The sequence below is a fragment of the Microcoleus sp. D2_18a_D3 genome, assembly GCF_036702455.1.
In the GTDB taxonomy this organism is placed as follows: Bacteria; Cyanobacteriota; Cyanobacteriia; order Cyanobacteriales; family Microcoleaceae; genus Microcoleus.
On the sequence record NZ_JAUBTK010000030.1, the window covers coordinates 30,005 to 45,982 of the forward strand.

The 15,978-nt window shown below is 44.3% G+C and carries 11 protein-coding genes; 5 read left to right on the forward strand and 6 right to left on the reverse strand.

Annotation, left to right across the window (positions count from 1 at the left end; genetic code table 11):
• Window positions 1–49 precede the first annotated feature (49 nt).
• A complete protein-coding gene (locus tag QUB06_RS15870; protein ID WP_333436077.1) occupies window positions 50–1,372 on the forward strand; it encodes a response regulator in 1,323 nt (440 codons plus the stop codon).
• A gap of 461 nt (window positions 1,373–1,833) precedes the next feature.
• On the opposite strand, the gene QUB06_RS15875 is transcribed toward QUB06_RS15870, so the two are convergent.
• Both QUB06_RS15875 and QUB06_RS15880 read right to left on the reverse strand, forming a co-directional pair.
• Window positions 1,834–2,373, reverse strand: a complete 540-nt coding sequence (locus tag QUB06_RS15875) for a GIY-YIG nuclease family protein (RefSeq protein ID WP_333436078.1) — start codon at window positions 2,371–2,373, stop codon at window positions 1,834–1,836.
• A 59-nt stretch (window positions 2,374–2,432) separates the two neighbouring features.
• Window positions 2,433–2,759: a hypothetical protein gene (locus QUB06_RS15880; protein WP_333436079.1), complete on the reverse strand. Its 327-nt coding sequence runs from the start codon at window positions 2,757–2,759 to the stop codon at window positions 2,433–2,435.
• Between the two features lie 328 nt (window positions 2,760–3,087).
• Between QUB06_RS15880 and QUB06_RS15885 the strand changes: the two genes are divergently transcribed.
• The gene (locus tag QUB06_RS15885; RefSeq protein WP_333436080.1) at window positions 3,088–3,885 is read left to right on the forward strand and encodes a hypothetical protein; all 798 of its coding nucleotides are present in this window, start codon (window positions 3,088–3,090) and stop codon (window positions 3,883–3,885) included.
• 241 nt (window positions 3,886–4,126) lie between these two features.
• Here the strand turns inward: QUB06_RS15885 and QUB06_RS15890 are convergent, their stop codons facing one another.
• Entirely contained in the window at window positions 4,127–4,990 is an 864-nt protein-coding gene (locus tag QUB06_RS15890; protein WP_333436081.1) for a sulfite exporter TauE/SafE family protein, read from the reverse strand.
• Between the two features lie 171 nt (window positions 4,991–5,161).
• A complete protein-coding gene (locus tag QUB06_RS15895; protein ID WP_333285719.1) occupies window positions 5,162–6,004 on the reverse strand; it encodes a pentapeptide repeat-containing protein in 843 nt (280 codons plus the stop codon).
• Between the two features lie 418 nt (window positions 6,005–6,422).
• Between QUB06_RS15895 and ilvD the strand changes: the two genes are divergently transcribed.
• The 3 genes from ilvD to QUB06_RS15910 all read left to right on the forward strand — a co-directional run bounded on the left by ilvD (window position 6,423) and on the right by QUB06_RS15910 (window position 12,075).
• On the forward strand, window positions 6,423–8,108 hold the full coding sequence (ilvD, locus tag QUB06_RS15900) for a dihydroxy-acid dehydratase (RefSeq protein ID WP_333436082.1): 1,686 nt from the start codon (window positions 6,423–6,425) through the stop codon (window positions 8,106–8,108).
• A gap of 441 nt (window positions 8,109–8,549) precedes the next feature.
• Entirely contained in the window at window positions 8,550–9,560 is a 1,011-nt protein-coding gene (locus QUB06_RS15905) for an ATP-binding protein (RefSeq protein ID WP_333436083.1), read from the forward strand.
• A 19-nt stretch (window positions 9,561–9,579) separates the two neighbouring features.
• Entirely contained in the window at window positions 9,580–12,075 is a 2,496-nt protein-coding gene (locus QUB06_RS15910) for a S8 family peptidase (protein WP_333436084.1), read from the forward strand.
• A gap of 157 nt (window positions 12,076–12,232) precedes the next feature.
• Here the strand turns inward: QUB06_RS15910 and QUB06_RS15915 are convergent, their stop codons facing one another.
• Both QUB06_RS15915 and QUB06_RS15920 read right to left on the reverse strand, forming a co-directional pair.
• Window positions 12,233–12,763 (reverse strand): hypothetical protein, encoded by a 531-nt coding sequence (locus QUB06_RS15915; protein WP_333436102.1) that lies wholly within the window; start codon window positions 12,761–12,763, stop codon window positions 12,233–12,235.
• A gap of 469 nt (window positions 12,764–13,232) precedes the next feature.
• Entirely contained in the window at window positions 13,233–15,161 is a 1,929-nt protein-coding gene (locus QUB06_RS15920; protein WP_333436085.1) for an ATP-binding protein, read from the reverse strand.
• Between the last annotated feature and the right edge of the window lie 817 nt (window positions 15,162–15,978).

The window sequence follows — 15,978 nt, forward strand, 5'->3', positions numbered from 1 at the left end:
ACGATCGTACTCACTACAAACCTATAAAGGTTATTTTAGCGAACGAGATATGAATTACGAACCAACTCCCGTCTTAAAAGGGAATATTTTAATTGTTGATGATATTCCGGCTAATTTGCAACTTTTAGCTCAAATACTCTCGCACCAAGGGTACAAAACACGCACCGCACCCGACGGCAAACTAGCGCTGCGGTCGATCGAGTTAACTCCTCCTGACTTAATTTTGCTCGACATCATGATGCCCGGTATGGACGGCTACCAAGTCTGCCAAGCATTGAAAGCTTCTCCCACAACCAAGGACATTCCAGTTATTTTTATCAGTGCTTTGAATGAAATATTAGATAAAGTCAAAGCCTTTGAAGTTGGTGGTATAGATTATATCACAAAACCGTTTCACGAACAAGAAGTTCTGGCTCGCGTCTCAAATCAACTCGTGCAGCGCCAGTTGTTCCAGCAAACACAATCCTACGCCCAGCAACTCGAACAAACCGTAACTGAACTAAAGAAAACTCAAGCTCAGTTAATACAGAAGGAAAAAATGGCTTCTTTAGGTCAGCTAGCTGCTGGAATTGCTCACGAAATCAACAATCCCGTCAGCTTTATCTACGGCAATATTGCTCTAGCGGCGGACTATGCACGAGATTTGCTTCGCCTCGTCGAATTGTACCGACATTACTACCCGCAGCCCGTTGCAGAAATTATCGGCAAATTGGACGAGATTCAACCCGAATTCATCGCAGAGGATTATCCAAAACTGCTGAAGTCGATGACAGAGGGTGCTTCTCGGATTAGCGAAATAGTGATGTCTTTGCGGAAATTCTCCCGCCTTGGCGAACAAAAGTACAAGCCAGTGGATATTCATGAAAGCATAGACAATACTTTAGTTATTTTGCAGCACCGGCTGAAGGGAACAAACAAAGCTGGTGAGATAGAGGTCATTAAAGACTACAGCCAACTGCCAAGAGTCACCTGTTACGCCAGTGAGTTAAATCAGGTGTTCATGAACCTGCTAAGTAATGCTATTGATGCCCTAGAAACTCAACCATCTCCCCGAAAAATTACCATCAGCACTTCAGTAAGTTGTGTGTCAGAATCGGCCCTGCACAATCAAGATTCAAAATTAGCCACTCACCATTATAAATCCGTTGTTATTCACATTGCCGATAACGGTTGTGGGATGAGTGAGGAAGTGCGCCACCAGATATTTGACCCATTTTTTACAACGAAGCCTGTAGGCCGCGGTATTGGATTAGGGTTGGCAATCAGTCACGATATTGTAGTGGAAAAACATCGAGGTCAAATCAGTTGTATTTCTGCTCCGGCTCGAGGAACCAAGTTAATTGTGCAGATTCCGATATCTGTAAAATTTTAATAAATTTCAACATTTTAAACTTTAACATACCCAGAGGATATAGCCTTTCTCACTAACATGAGGTGCTCATCGGGCATCGGGCATCGGGCATCGGGCATCGGGCATCGGACTCACCCCATACCTCACGACGCTTGAGAACCGCTATATATCACATAGATTGTACGCGAGCATCTGTAGGGAAACGGCATTACCGTTTCCGGCACGGAAATTATGGACAGGGCAAGGGCTATTGGTGTCCACTTGAGGTAAAACCGATAATCCGTCAGTCCGTCAGGGGTTGAAACCCCTGCCTCAAAGCGAAAGTCCTCGCTCAAGAGGACTGAATAATTTATTAGTCCTCTTTTAGAGGACTTTTGCTATAAGCCCCGTGGAATTCATTCCCTGGCGGAGTGCCGGGTAAGCGGGAGGACTGGCGGACTAAAAGCTTAAGCTGATTGTGGGGAATTGACCAGAGAGCATATTTACTTTAAATCCAACAATCCGCTCGTTTTGAGCTTGGGATTAAACCGGATTTCTTCAGTTACGCCGCGAGCTTTCAGCAGCGCGAAAATTTCATTCTCTACGCGCCGCGCGACATTTTTCAACAATTTATCTTTGGCAATTTCATCGGCGAAGATACCTTCATAATTTGCCGTTTCTTGGGCAGTCATTACAGTTTTGGTGTCGATGGGATCGTTCCACTTGGCCGCATCGGCACCGTTACCTTGGGGTTGGGAACCGTTTTCGGCAATCCAACTTTCTCTAATGCTTTCTAGGATGGTGCGGCTGGGCTTGTCAATAGTTTGGATTTTCAGCCAGTAGCAATACTGGGTTTGGCGTACCAAATGCTGTTTGAGGCTGAGGTAAATGTCGCGAGAATAGCCGACAAATTGCAGCACTTTCTCGCTGTCGAAAATCGCGTAAACGCCGATTTTTCCCTGGACAAAATCGGGCAATTTCCCCTCGGAGTCTATGTAGGGAATGAATTCTAAGCTGGCGAGAGATTGAATGTCTTCTGTCATCCGATTTTAGATTTTAGATTTTAGATTTTAGATTAAACCACAGATTAACCAGCCTTTACCTAACTCTTGAAAACTCGATAAATTGCACAGAGGCGGCTGGGTTTAAATATTTTGGCTTGGAACATGAAATTAGGCGGGACGTTGACGATCGCAAAATCGCTCGATTCGTGATACTTTTCAAATTCAGCAGGCATTCCCTTCGGCGTCTCGCTGCTGTAAGGGACTGGCTGAAAAAGTAACTCGGCAAACTCAATGCGCGAGCATTGCAATTGTAGCGCTATTTGTTTGACAAAGCTTTCACCGGTTAATAAACCGAACAGTGCAGTTTTAGCATCGGGTTCGAGGACAAAACTGCTATCGTAGCTTTCAATAATCTTAAGACCCATTTTCTGTATACTCCTGACAGACGGCGGTGAACGCTTATTGGTTAACTGTTGAGCGATCGACTTAATCCTGAATTTTACCTGAGACTGAGCGTTTTAAACGCAGAACGTATTCGGCACGAGGTCAATCGATTTTAGATTTTAGATTTTAGATTTTAGATTAAAGAATTGAAGCATTGACCCCACGGATAAAGTCGGGGGCTTGTATCCTGGATGCTTTCGGTCAATAAAAATACCACAATCAGGAAATTTTGACCACTAGCCCTGATTTATTTGCCGATCGCTTTTATCATGTCGGTATCGCCATCTATCCGACTACGACTAAAAGGCTATGCAGAAGATTGAAAAAGCATCATTCCCAGCTTCCAGAAGTGCCCCGAACCAGCCGGACTGGCTAGAATTGGTAGAATACGCCTCAGTTGCTGGTTCAGCTATTGGCACGATTGCTGCAGGATTGTCGGGCCAAATTGTCTACGCCGCCGCCCCCTTAACCGCAGCACTCTCCATAAATCTCGCCAATCGCCAGCGTTTCGAGCAACAAATGCAACAAAAGGCAAATTCTGCGATCGCGGAGGTACAGGCCTCCGTAGAACCTCGCTCGCAGCAAGTTCAGATACTACCTGGAGAACCTGCAGAACTCTACACCGCTGTCTCCGACTTGCAGCAGAAACTCCTCGGCTTGGAATCCGGCGTCATCGCCGAGGTACAAGCTGCCGTAGCCTCTCTCGAACGCCAAGCCCAAGCGCTGCCTGCAGATTCTCAGGATTTCCACACGCAACTGTCGGATTTGCAGCAAAAACTCCGCATTTTGGAAAATAGCGCCCTGAGAGAGCATGATTGGGAAAATGTCAACGTCCGATTTTTATTGATGGGCGAACAGTTAACTGAAGTTAAAACTATTACGGCTCAGTTACAGGAGCGATCGAACGAAGTAGATTTGGATCAAATCCAAGGTTCTCTCAAGCAATTACAGGATTTGCTCGATCGACCCACAATAGACACAGGGATGTTGCAAACCGAGATTCAGCATTTGCAGCAGCAAGTTTCCGAGTTGCAGCGGCAAAATCAAGAAATTGTCAAGCCTTATTTGCAGCGTCTGACTCGCGCCGTGAAGAAACTTAGTCAGTAGTCAGTAGTCAGTAGTCATTAGTCAGTAGTCAGTAGTCAGTAGTCAGTAGTCAACTGTCAACTGTCAACTGTCAACTGTCAACTGTCAACTGTCAACTGTCAACTGTCAATTGTTAACTGTCATTGTAGCCATAACCTTGTTCCCAGGCTCTGCCTGGGAATACATACCCGGAGGCTCTGCCTCAATTACCAATTACCAATTCTCAATTACCCCTTACCAATTACCCCTTACCAATTACCAATTACCCGTTACTAAATTTTTGCCAAGCTTGCCAGAAAACATAAATCGATAAGATTGCCAAGAGCGATCGAAAAGCTAAACTAACAATACGATCGGGCAATCTCGGCAAAAACCGCGTGCTCACCTGCGCGCCCAACAAACCGCCGCCGCCAAGAATTAACCCCACAACCCACAAAACATTCCCGCGCGCCGCGTGTCCCGCCGTCGCCGAAATTGCCGTAATGACGATGACGCCCAAGCTGGTTTGAATTGCGGTTTTAATGCTTTCTCCTAACAGCAAAATTTGCAGGGGAACCATAATTACGCCGCCGCCTACGCCGAACAAACCCGCTAATAAACCCGCCGCACTGCCGGTAGCAATTTTAGCAAAAGTTGGATGGAATAAAATATTTGAATTATTGGGTAATTCGTGATTGGTAATTGGTAATTGAGCATTTTCTCCTTGTCCCGCTTGTCCTCCTATTTCCCCTTGTTCTGCTTCCGCTTTCTTCTTAGCTGTCAGGCGCTTGCGAACTTCAATCAAATAAATATTGAGCCACAGCAACAACCCAAAAGTAAGTAACAGCAAGTAAGGCGGAAATATCCCCGCCAAATAAGCACCGATTTGTGCTGTGATGACGGCGGGAAATCCGATGCCTGCGACTTGGCTCAAGCTGAGGTAGCCCATGCGCCAATTCTGGATGCTGCCAGAAATAGCTGTAATGACGATCGACAAACCGCTAGTAGCAACCGCCTGCACCGGAGCGTAATTGAGAGCCACCAACAAAGGCACGAGCACCGTACCGCCGCCGATACCCAAAAATCCAGCTAGAATTCCCGCAAAAATTCCCGCCGCACCCAACATCAATAATTCAGTGATAGTCATTAGTCATTAGTCAGTAGTCAGTAGTCAGTAGTCAGTAGTCAGTAGTCAGTAGTCATTAGTCATTAGTCAGTAGTCATTAGTCATTAGTGAACAGTCAACAATCAACAATCAACAATCAACAGTCAACAGTCAACAGTCAACAGTCAACAGTCAACAATCACCAATCAAATTTTAAGAATCATTAGTCGTGCCGTCCGGCATAATTGCCCGCCTCAAATCTGCATCGCGGAAGTTAGTTCGATTGAGATTAGCATCAATCAAAACCGCTTCCACCAAAACCGCCCCGCTAAAATTAGACCAGCACAGCTTTGCCCGGTACAAATTAGCACCGCTCAAATTAGCTCTTGCCAGCGTTGACCAACTCACATTAGCAACTCTCAAATTAGCATTGCTCAGATTAGCGTCGGTGAGATTAGCTCCAACCATCGTTACTTGGCGCAAGTCTGCACCAGCCAAGTTTGCCCCGCTCACCATCGCCCCGCTGAGAATTGCCTGATTTAGGTTAGCTCTTTCTAAAAGCGACTCGCTGAGGATGGCATTTGTCAGGTTTACCGCTTTGAGAGTTGACCAACTCAAATTTGCCTTCATCAAATTAATGCGAATCATGCTAGCGTCCGTTAAGTTGGCCGCAAACAAATTCGCTTCGGTAAAGTTGGCTTCGGTCAAATTAGCTTCTGTCAAATTAGCCTTAGTCATGTTGACTTCTCTGGCCATTGAGCCGCGCAGGTTGGCTCCCATCAGGTTAGCCCCGCTGAGATTGGCGCGGCTCAAATCAGTACCGATGAGATTTGCTTCGCTGAGGTTGGCTTCCGTCAAGTCCACCCCTGCCAATTTCACCTCGCGCAAGTTCGCTCCCGTCAGGTTAGCGCCTTTGAGGTTTGCGTCTTGGAAATTCGATCTGGTAAAGTTAGCCTCGCTGAGGTTTACCCCTTTTAAGTCGGCCCCAACGAGGTTAATTTCTCGAAAATTTCTTTCTCCGGCCGCATATTGCCTCAGAATTCGATCGGCCTCCATGTCATTCGCCTCGCAATTTTTTTAAACGTTAGAGTGATGGGTGTTACCACATCATCCCAGATAACCACGGTATTCACTCTGCACGCTGTAGTATCTGTAGAATCTTTGCATTGCTTTCCGGGCACTGCTGTGCCACTGCCTCCTAAAAGGTCTGACAAAGATCAAAGCTTCTGAGAAAATCAACAATAGGGTAAAACTCTCGGCGCTCGGCACTGAGTCAGTCGATTTTAGATTTTAGATTTTAGATTTGCTCCACAGATTCATCTGGGAGCCGGAACTTTGGTCTAAAATTATGGGCTCACCACGACGATTATCGGAAACTTGTATTCGTTTTTGGGCGAGCTGGCAGTTGACAACTGACAACTGTCAACTGTCAACTGTCAACTGTCAACTGTCAACAGAGAAAGGAAATTTTAAAATGCCTGAAAATTTGAGAAGCCAAGCTGTGACTGGGGGGGTGCAGCGCGCGCCCAACCGGGCAATGCTGCGGGCAGTCGGTTTTGGCGACGGCGATTTCACTAAGCCGATTGTGGGGATTGCCAACGGGTACAGCACGATTACGCCCTGCAATATGGGATTGAACGAGCTCGCTTTGCGGGCTATTGCGGGTGCAAGGGAAGCCGGCGCCATGCCGCAGATGTTCGGTACGATTACTATCAGCGACGGGATCTCGATGGGAACTCAAGGGATGAAATATTCTCTGGTGTCGAGAGATGTGATTGCGGATTCCATCGAAACTGTTTGCAACGGCCAAAGTATGGACGGGGTGCTGGCTGTCGGCGGTTGCGATAAAAATATGCCGGGGGCGATGATTGCGATCGCCCGCATGAACATTCCTGCTATTTTTGTTTACGGCGGCACGATCAAACCCGGACACCACAACGGACAGGATTTAACCGTTGTCAGCGCTTTTGAAGCCGTCGGCCAATTCAGCGCGGGCAAAATTGACGAAACAGAACTCAATGCAGTCGAACAAAAAGCTTGTCCGGGTGCGGGTTCCTGTGGCGGAATGTTCACAGCAAATACGATGTCTAGCGCTTTTGAAGTGATGGGCATGAGTTTGCCTTATTCTTCGACAATGGCTGCTGAGGATGCCGAAAAAGCTGACAGCGCTGCCGAATCTGCAAAAGTGCTGGTGGAAGCTGTCCGCAAACAGTTGTTACCGAGCCAAATTTTGACTCGCAAAGCCTTTGAAAATGCGATCGCCGTCATCATGGCAGTCGGCGGTTCAACCAACGCTGTGCTGCATTTATTAGCCATTTCCAATGCGATCGGCGTTGAGTTGTCCCTCGACGATTTTGAAACTATTCGAGCAAAAGTGCCAGTGCTGTGCGACCTCAAACCCAGCGGCAAATACGTAGCAACCGATTTGCACAAAGCCGGCGGCATTCCTCAAGTAATGAAAATGCTGCTAGAACAGGGTTTGCTGCACGGAGACGCGCTGACAATTACCGGTCAAACTGTTGCCGAAGTGTTAGCAGATATTCCAGCCGAACCCCGCACCGACCAAGATGTCATCCGCCCTTGGAACAACCCGCTTTACGCCCAAGGACATTTAGCAATTCTCAGGGGAAATCTGGCAACAGAAGGAGCAGTTGCTAAAATTACTGGCGTTAAAAAACCGCAAATTACCGGCCCGGCGCGCGTATTTGAATCTGAAGAAAATTGTTTGGAGGCAATTTTAGCGGGCAAAATTCAAGCCGGAGATGTGATTATCATCCGCTACGAAGGGCCCAAAGGCGGGCCGGGGATGCGCGAAATGTTAGCACCAACTTCGGCAATTATTGGCGCTGGTTTGGGCGATTCTGTAGGGTTAATTACTGACGGTCGCTTCTCTGGCGGAACTTACGGCATGGTTGTCGGTCACGTTGCACCCGAAGCACAAGTTGGCGGGACAATTGCTCTGGTAAAAGAGGGCGATTCGATTACGATTGATGCTCAAAATCGCTTGTTGCAGCTCAATGTTTCGGATGCAGAATTGGAGCAGCGGCGGGCTCTTTGGCAGCCTCCTAAACCTCGCTATACTAGGGGCGTTTTGGCTAAATATGCTAAGTTGGTTTCTTCTAGCAGTATCGGTGCTGTGACTGATTTAGGTTTGGGTTAAAGTAGGAATTTTTTTAACCGCAGATGAAGGCAGATAAACGCAGATAAAATACCATCCGCGTTCATCTGCGCTCATCCGCTGATATCTGCGGTTAAAAAAGCCCAATCTAATTAATTGGCTACGAGCGACGATCGGGATATCATAAAGGCACCATCAAAAGTTTATCCAATCCTTGTAATTAGTGAGTGTATTTTAATTTTGATTGAGGCTATTTTATTCCTTAAAAATTTTTACATACCAAAAAATATCGGGTAAGGCCATAAAATAGTTCACAATAAAAATCTTATATAGTTATAAAGAAAGAGTTTTAATTGCTATTAAAGTGGATATTTAAGCTCTACAATAAATCGATATATATATTAGGTTTTAAATGTTGACTTTTTAGGAAATATGTAGTATGTTTAATTAAGGTAGATAAACTGTTTAACTCCCATTCTAAGTATGGCGCGTGGCGAAACCCTCAGAAAACTCTTCAAAAGCTTCTCTCATAACGAGAGAGAAGGGTTTTTGGCTGCCGCTATGGAAATTATTGAAGAAGAAAGAAATAAAAATCACCTCTTACTTGCTAGAGATTTGGAAAAGCTGCTTCAAAACGGCAATGGATACATCAAACCCCTAGCTGCTAACCCGACTCCCTGGCACCAATTTCCTGAGCCTCCTAAAGACAAGGATACTGGACTTGCCTTGCTTGATGTCAAACAATTTGACCTTACTTGGGATCACATCGTCCTGAGTGAAAAAATTTTTGATATCCTGCAAGAAATCGTCCTCGAAAACCGTAAACAAGATATCCTTGCAGCCTATAACCTCAAGCCCAAAAACAAATTACTCTTCTGTGGTCCCCCTGGGTGTGGTAAAACCCAAACGGCAAAAATCCTATCTAGCGCCTTGGGGCTCCCACTTGTTTACGTGAACCTGACAGCAGTATTCTCTTCTTACTTGGGTCAAACTGCAACCAATCTTCAGAAAATTTTTACCTACATTGAAAAGGGTGAGTGGCTGGTTTTGTTCGATGAGTTTGACGCTATAGCCCGCGATCGTGATAACTTAAATGAACATGGTGAAGTTAAACGCCTCGTGAATAGCTTACTACAGCTCATAGATAATGCGACTAATCAAAGTATATTTGTTGCTGCTACTAATCACGAAAAACTACTGGATAGTGCCGTATGGCGACGATTTGATGAAGTTATTTTCTTCGATAATCCAACGGTTGAACAGCGGACGGCGCTTTTAAGTCGCTATCTGTCTGCAATCCGTTATACTGCAATTAATCTATCTACTTTTGCAGATCGGCTTGAGAATGCTACTGGAGCAGATATAGAACGCATCTGCTCCGATGCAATTAAAGCCGTGGTTTTGCGAGGAGAACGTACCCTGACTGCTGATGATTTAGAGGTGGCGATTGGGCGCTTTCTAGAGAGACAAAGTGTAATAGCAAGCTCAAAGTAATTATTTACGTCTAATCCTAATGGTAAGTAAGTTTGACCACCTGAAATTACCCAGAATCAACATCGAATTACCTCGGCGCTCTGCTGCTAGGGGTGGCTTTGGTGGTACAAAACGTGATGTCAGCGAACACGGTAGGCGTTTATTAAATCAACTTTCTCCCTTGATTGAGCCTGTTAAGGAAAAGACCAGCCCCTTCCGTCTTGACCCAAAATTGATTTTTAAGATCAAAATTGCTGAAAAAGGCTATTTCTCAGAAGACATGGTGACTCAAGCAGGACTAAATTTACTAGCTTGTGAACCCAATAAAGCCATTGTTGTCTTTTCATCGGACAATCAGCTAACTGAATTCAAGAGACGGTTAGAAAATTATAGTCAAATTCAAGAGGGCCCAAAGTATGAATACTTAGGAGCGATTGATGAGCTAGTTCCCCTCGAACGTGAAGATCGTATTGGTCGTTTGTTGCAGCTAAAGCCTGTACAATTAGGTGAACTTACCGCCTTAGATTTGGAACTTTGGCACACAGGCGATCGCACAGAGATGCGAAAGTATTTAGATGATATCGCCGAAGTGCTAGAGAGCTTACCCAGCGATACTGCTCCTATGAGAATGAGCGATAGCTACATAGGTGAATATCTGTGTATTGCTCGGATTAAAGTCACCCACGAAGTTTTAGAGCTTTTGCTGGAAGAGAAAATCGTTAAAGAAATCGATCGCCCTCCCCAACCTGCATTTGAAAGAACTGCTGATTATAATCTGCCAATTTCTGATTTTCCCGAAGTTCTTGCCCCACCTGAAGATAATTGTGGCATTCTGGTTATTGATTCTGGTGTACAGCGTGGTCATCCGTTGATAGCTCCGGTGTTGGGTGAAACTGAAGTATTCCCAGATGTAAAAAGGGAATTTATAAAAGGCGGCGCTGATGATGTAAATGGACATGGTACTAATGTCGCTGGAATTGCTATCTATGGAAATGTTGAAAACTGCATTAAAAAACGTTCATTCGAGCCAACGGCTTGGCTATTCTCTGCCCGTGTGACAAACGAAAAAAACGCATATGATGAAGACCTTCTCGTAGAAACTCAACTCGATCAAGCCATTCGTGCTTTTGTTGAACAGTATCCCAATTGCAAGGTTATCAATATCTCGCTAGGTAACGCTGACCAAATTTACCGAGAGGGGCTCAAGCAGTTTCGATTAGCTGCCAAAATAGATGAAATTGCTTATGACTACCAACACAAAAATATTGTTTTTGTGATTTCAGCAGGAAATGCTTTTTATGAAGAGGCAAAATCAGATGAGCAACTACGGACTGATTACCCAAATTATCTGCTGAAAAAGAGCGCTCGAATTATCGATCCAGCGACTTCAGCAATTGCAATAACGGTAGGTTCTTTATCATTAGGTCGCGGTAGTATTACAGAACCCTCTGATGTTCGTCGTCAGGCGATCGCCAAACTACCAGGATACCCCTCTCCGTTCACTAGAACAGGTTTTGGGGTCGATGGAATGATTAAGCCTGATGTTGTAGATTTTGGCGGAGATGTTGTAATAAACCTCAAATATAAAGAAGGTCTGGATTTACCTAAATCAAAATTGCAACTACCAGATTCTGTAGCTGGTGTTTCTGTTGTGACTCTATCCAAAGATTTAAAAAGTTCTTTATTTCAAATCTGTAGTGGTACAAGCTTTGCGGCTCCTCGTGTTGCTAACCTGGCTGCTCAACTTTTTACAAAATATCCAGATGCCAGTTCTAATTTAATTCGGGCGCTTATTGTCAATTCTGCGCTTCTTCCTAAAGAAATTCCTCCCCAATTTCAATGTAACAAAAAGCAGTCTCAAAGTATAAATACAAAACAAATTAAAAAGCAGTTAGCCATCTATGGTTATGGACAGGCTGACTTAGAACGTGCAATGTATTCTGCTGAAAACTATGTTGTTCTGTCAGAAGATAATGTTCGGATCAAAGTAGGATGTTTTGATGTTTACGAAATTCCCCAGTTACCACCTGAATTTTTCAAAGTAAAAGGTACTCGTATGTTGTCAATTACCTTGGCATTTGATCCGCCAACTCGCCCAACTCGCGGAGACTCATATCTAGGAGTCACAATGGAATTTGAACTTTTTAAAGGAATCGATCGTGAATTGGTTAGAAAAGCTTATGAAGCTGCTAGCAAGACGAGTTCTCCTGATGAGTCCACAGACAATACAAAAGGAAAGTTAATAAAACAATATGGCTCTGGCATTGAAGTCAAACTATCTCCAGGCTCCAATCTTCGCAAGAAAGGAACAGTCCAAAGGGGACAAGTAGAAATAACGTCGAAATCCACAAAATATGATGACGGCTCGATGACGCTAATTGTGAGTTGTAATCGTAAATGGGCAAAGCCCGATGAAATCGAAATGCAACGTTATGCGTTAGTTGCTTGCATTACCCATTCCGATCCTCAAGTTGATTTATATAATCGTATGCAAAACCAGATGGCCCAGAGAGAGAGAGAAAGAGCAAGAGTTTAACTGATGATGGAGTAGTCTAAGTCACCTCCCACTAAAAAAGCATAATAGAGCGAAATTACACATTGATTTGTGTTAATTATGCGAGCAGACTTTCCATCATGTCAAACTCTGCCATTTAGAGCGAGCGCCCGCCAATCTCTATCCCCACATCTTAACGCTAACTGCGCTGATTCAAAAAGCGGCCTGCCATCGACATGGCGTCAGTAATGTCTACATCACCGTCTCCATCTGAATCTAAAAACGTATTCAAAACGGGATTGCTGCCTTGGCCTGGGTTTTGGGCGTTGCTGCCGGTTTTTAGCAAATTCAGCACCAGCGGCACCAAAACAGGTATCATCGCCTGCACTGTGGCGTTATTCAAACCGGTTCTGTGGGCGATATCGTTCACTATCTGCGTGAGTTGGCCAGCGCCGAACAAACTCTGTACCGCTTGCGGATTGGGATTTGTGCCGCTAAATTGGTTGACAACTTGTTGAGCTTGTGCGTCTCCTGACTGCGATCGCACGTTTTGCAATGCCGATCGCACGTATCCGCCCAAAACCGACATTGCTACCTGAGTCGTACCCGTATTGACGCCCTGGTTGCTGCTCAACTGCTCTACCGCACCGACAATGTTGCCCAACTGATTGGGGTTTGCTTGTTGGTTGGGATTGTCGATCGCGCTCAAAATTTGGTCAAATAGTCCCATCATTTTCGCTCCGTACAGTGATTGCTCAACTTAAAATTATAGCAACTCCTGTTTTTCAAGATTACTGAAAATATAGCCTTTCGAGCGTAACATGAGGTGCACGCTTGATAAGCGGGCATAGGGCATAGGGCATAGGGCATAGGGCATAGGGCCTACCTCACCAAGATTGAGAACTGCTATAGTTTTGAGTTGGGTATTATCACTCCTTGAGTGGGGGAGCGACAGCCAGTCAGTAAGCAATCTCATACCATTTTAGATTTTAGATGTGGAATGAATTATGACATCAGATTGCGGAGCTTGCTTGCAGTTGCATTCTTTTTTGAAACAGGGATAAAAACGAATAATATCAAATCCGTTAGCATCGGAATAGTAAATTCGAGTTCACTGTTCACTGTTGACGGTTGACTGTTCACTGTTCACGGCGTCAACAGTCAACATCATTCCGGTGTAACCGGAAATGATATAATTTTTAAGTTTTTACAGTTCCTCTTTTTTTGGGATTGGTTGGCACGTTCTCGTTGCCGAGGGAATTATATTCACGAGCAACTGGAGGTTGTAAGAGCGTATTTTGCATTAAATTCTCATGCTTAATCGGCAGGGCGATCGAAAATTCCGTCCCCGTTCCAACCTCCGACCAAAAGTTAATTGTCCCCCCGTGTTTCTTGACGATAATTTCGCGACCAATTGCCAATCCCAAACCAGTGCCTACACCTCTCGGTTTAGTAGTAAAGAATGTTTCAAACATTTTTTCTTGGCTCTCTGGTGCTATTCCCGTACCGTTATCAGAAATTCGCACTACCACTGAGTCGTCGTCCAAGTATTCTGTAGCAATCACAATCCTCGGCGAAAAACTCGGTGCTTCCTGGAGTGACTCGGAAGCCGATCGTTTTTTCGCCTTCTCAGAGCTGGATTTCTCCATTTTTGCTTTCTCTTCCACAGCATCTAGTGCATTGTTGAGAAGATTCACAAATACCTGGTAAAGCAAACCCATATAGCCTTCCACAGTCGGAATATTCCCGTAATGTCGCACCACTTCAATGCCCTGTTTGATGCGGCTGTTGAGAATGAGCAAACTGCTGTCTATGCAGGCGTGTAAATCGACGGGATGAGGGGCTGCCTCATCGAGGCGAGAAAAATCTTTCAAACTTAAGATAATAGCTTTTGCTCTTTCAGCGCCTACTTGCATTGAGTCCAATATTTTGATCAAATCTTTTTTGAGAAAATCGATGTCTATTTCTTCGCCTTTGGCGATCACTGCGGCAGGGGGGTTGGAAATTTCTGTTTCGTAAGTTTTGAGCAAATCTAAAATATCTTCAACATAATTTCTGGCAGGATCGATATTGGCATAGATAAAATTGATTGGGTTGTTAACTTCGTGAGCAACGCCGGCTAACATCCGCCCCAAAGTTGCCATCTTCTCATTTTGAAGTATCTTGCTTTGTTGTTCAGATTTCAATTCTTCTAGCAACTGATTTACTTTCTGAATCAGTTGATTCAGCGAAGCTGCTAATACTCCCACTTCATCGGTGCTGGTAACTGGTACTTGCAACTGAAAATTAGATTCTTCCGTCACTTGCTGAGCGATTTTAGTTACAGCGGCGAGGGGTTTGGCGATCGCCCGACTGGTGAAGCCCGCCAGCACTGCTGCAACGACGATCGACAGTCCCATGCTACCCAAAATTATTTGCACCCGCAGCGCCTGCGCTCGCAGCAGTTCCTTCCGCCCTGCATCTTCTTGCACTTGGGCGCGATCGATAATTGCTGCTATATCATTAACCGCCCTATCTAGTTGCAACCCAATCTTATCTCGCTCGAAATTCAACAGCAACTTACGTTTAATACTTTGTTGAGCGGGGTTGTTTGGCAACTTACTAATTTTTTTATTAACTATTTCTAGTGGAAAAATATAATTTGCTAGTAGCGAATCGCCAGTTTTTCTAATTTTTTCTATCCCTTCAATTTGTTCTAGATTGTTAGGTTTTTTAAATTCTGAAAACAACAGTTTTAAAGTGGAAATATTGTTTTGTAACTGTTGGTATTTACGGTCAAAGGTTTGGGGATTCTCTAGCCCGTAAATCAGCCATTCTTGGCTATTTTGCGTCCGCAGTAAAGCCACCTGTAACTTATTTAAAAGCTGACTTTCTCGCTCGATGTGTACTTGATTATTAGTTATTCGATAGTAATAAGTGCCCACCAACATCCCGACAGCCGTTCCCCCAATCGCAACACAAAGAGCCAGTGCGTACCCACGGCAGATTTTGTCGTGAATACTCAGGTTGCGGAAGGAACGGGCTATGTCAGCGAAATAATTGGGCTGTGGTGGCTGGCTGTCTTTGATGTGATGCTCGCAAGAGGTAGAGAGGTCTTTTGAAGGCTGATTTAGATGTTTGAGCTGCATAGATGCTAACCTGTGAATAATTCACGCACTGACAATTCAGTCTAACTTAACTCGCGGCTGATTTGAGAGCACCGCATTGATATTTAATGTGATAATTTTTGTAAATTAGGGCGCTCTTACCTTGCCTAAGAAACCGGGTTTCTCGTTTCTACTTTCGGATCTTCCAGGAGGCACTGGTGTCAAAAAACCGGGTTTCTGTTAATATAGCGCCCATCTATTGAGTTGCCTCAGTAGAAACATTCTGTGTATTCACTTGTTTGTTTAACAGAGTTCGTTTTTTTTTCGCCGACTTACTTAAACTCTATTTGATTGGTGACATCGTTTCAGATAATCGGTTGTCTTCCCTTTCTTTGAATTTGCTACTTTATCAACAATAATTATTATAAAAATTTATTGTCCCGCTAGTTCGGGTAGAATAAGGTTTAACCTAGCTTCTCTCAAGCGTTCTAATTTTCAAGTAATTTGCTTAGAGAATGCCATATTTTTTGTTCATTGCTTAATCCCAGTACACGAAATATTGCTAGTAGTGTTTTACGCTTAATATCAGAAAATTCCTCTATGAAAGTAATTAAACGCATCACAAGTTCTCACTTCTGGGAATAGTGTTCTGTATGCTCTGTATAATTCACAGTCATCGTCAATCGTCAACAAAATTTATCGTTACGGCGGGTTCTCCGAGCTTCAATATAGTCGAGTAAAGGGTTTACGGCATTTTCTATTTTTATTATCTCATGAAACTGATTAAAAAGCGGTACTTCCTCTTTTTATTATCTCATGAAACTGAGGAAAAAGCATTACCTTAGAGTTGCATAAATTC

Bases quoted from the DNA above. Each gene is read 5' to 3' on its own strand.
- QUB06_RS15910 (WP_333436084.1), top strand. From the start codon at position 9,580: ATGGTAAGTAAGTTTGACCACCTGAAATTACCCAGAATCAACATCGAA.
- QUB06_RS15895 (WP_333285719.1), bottom strand. From the start codon at position 6,004: ATGGAGGCCGATCGAATTCTGAGGCAATATGCGGCCGGAGAAAGAAAT.
- QUB06_RS15920 (WP_333436085.1), bottom strand. From the start codon at position 15,161: ATGCAGCTCAAACATCTAAATCAGCCTTCAAAAGACCTCTCTACCTCT.
- QUB06_RS15885 (WP_333436080.1), top strand. From the start codon at position 3,088: ATGCAGAAGATTGAAAAAGCATCATTCCCAGCTTCCAGAAGTGCCCCG.
- QUB06_RS15875 (WP_333436078.1), bottom strand. From the start codon at position 2,373: ATGACAGAAGACATTCAATCTCTCGCCAGCTTAGAATTCATTCCCTAC.
- ilvD (WP_333436082.1), top strand. From the start codon at position 6,423: ATGCCTGAAAATTTGAGAAGCCAAGCTGTGACTGGGGGGGTGCAGCGC.
- QUB06_RS15890 (WP_333436081.1), bottom strand. From the start codon at position 4,990: ATGACTATCACTGAATTATTGATGTTGGGTGCGGCGGGAATTTTTGCG.
- QUB06_RS15915 (WP_333436102.1), bottom strand. From the start codon at position 12,763: ATGGGACTATTTGACCAAATTTTGAGCGCGATCGACAATCCCAACCAA.
- QUB06_RS15870 (WP_333436077.1), top strand. From the start codon at position 50: ATGAATTACGAACCAACTCCCGTCTTAAAAGGGAATATTTTAATTGTT.
- QUB06_RS15905 (WP_333436083.1), top strand. From the start codon at position 8,550: ATGGCGCGTGGCGAAACCCTCAGAAAACTCTTCAAAAGCTTCTCTCAT.
- QUB06_RS15880 (WP_333436079.1), bottom strand. From the start codon at position 2,759: ATGGGTCTTAAGATTATTGAAAGCTACGATAGCAGTTTTGTCCTCGAA.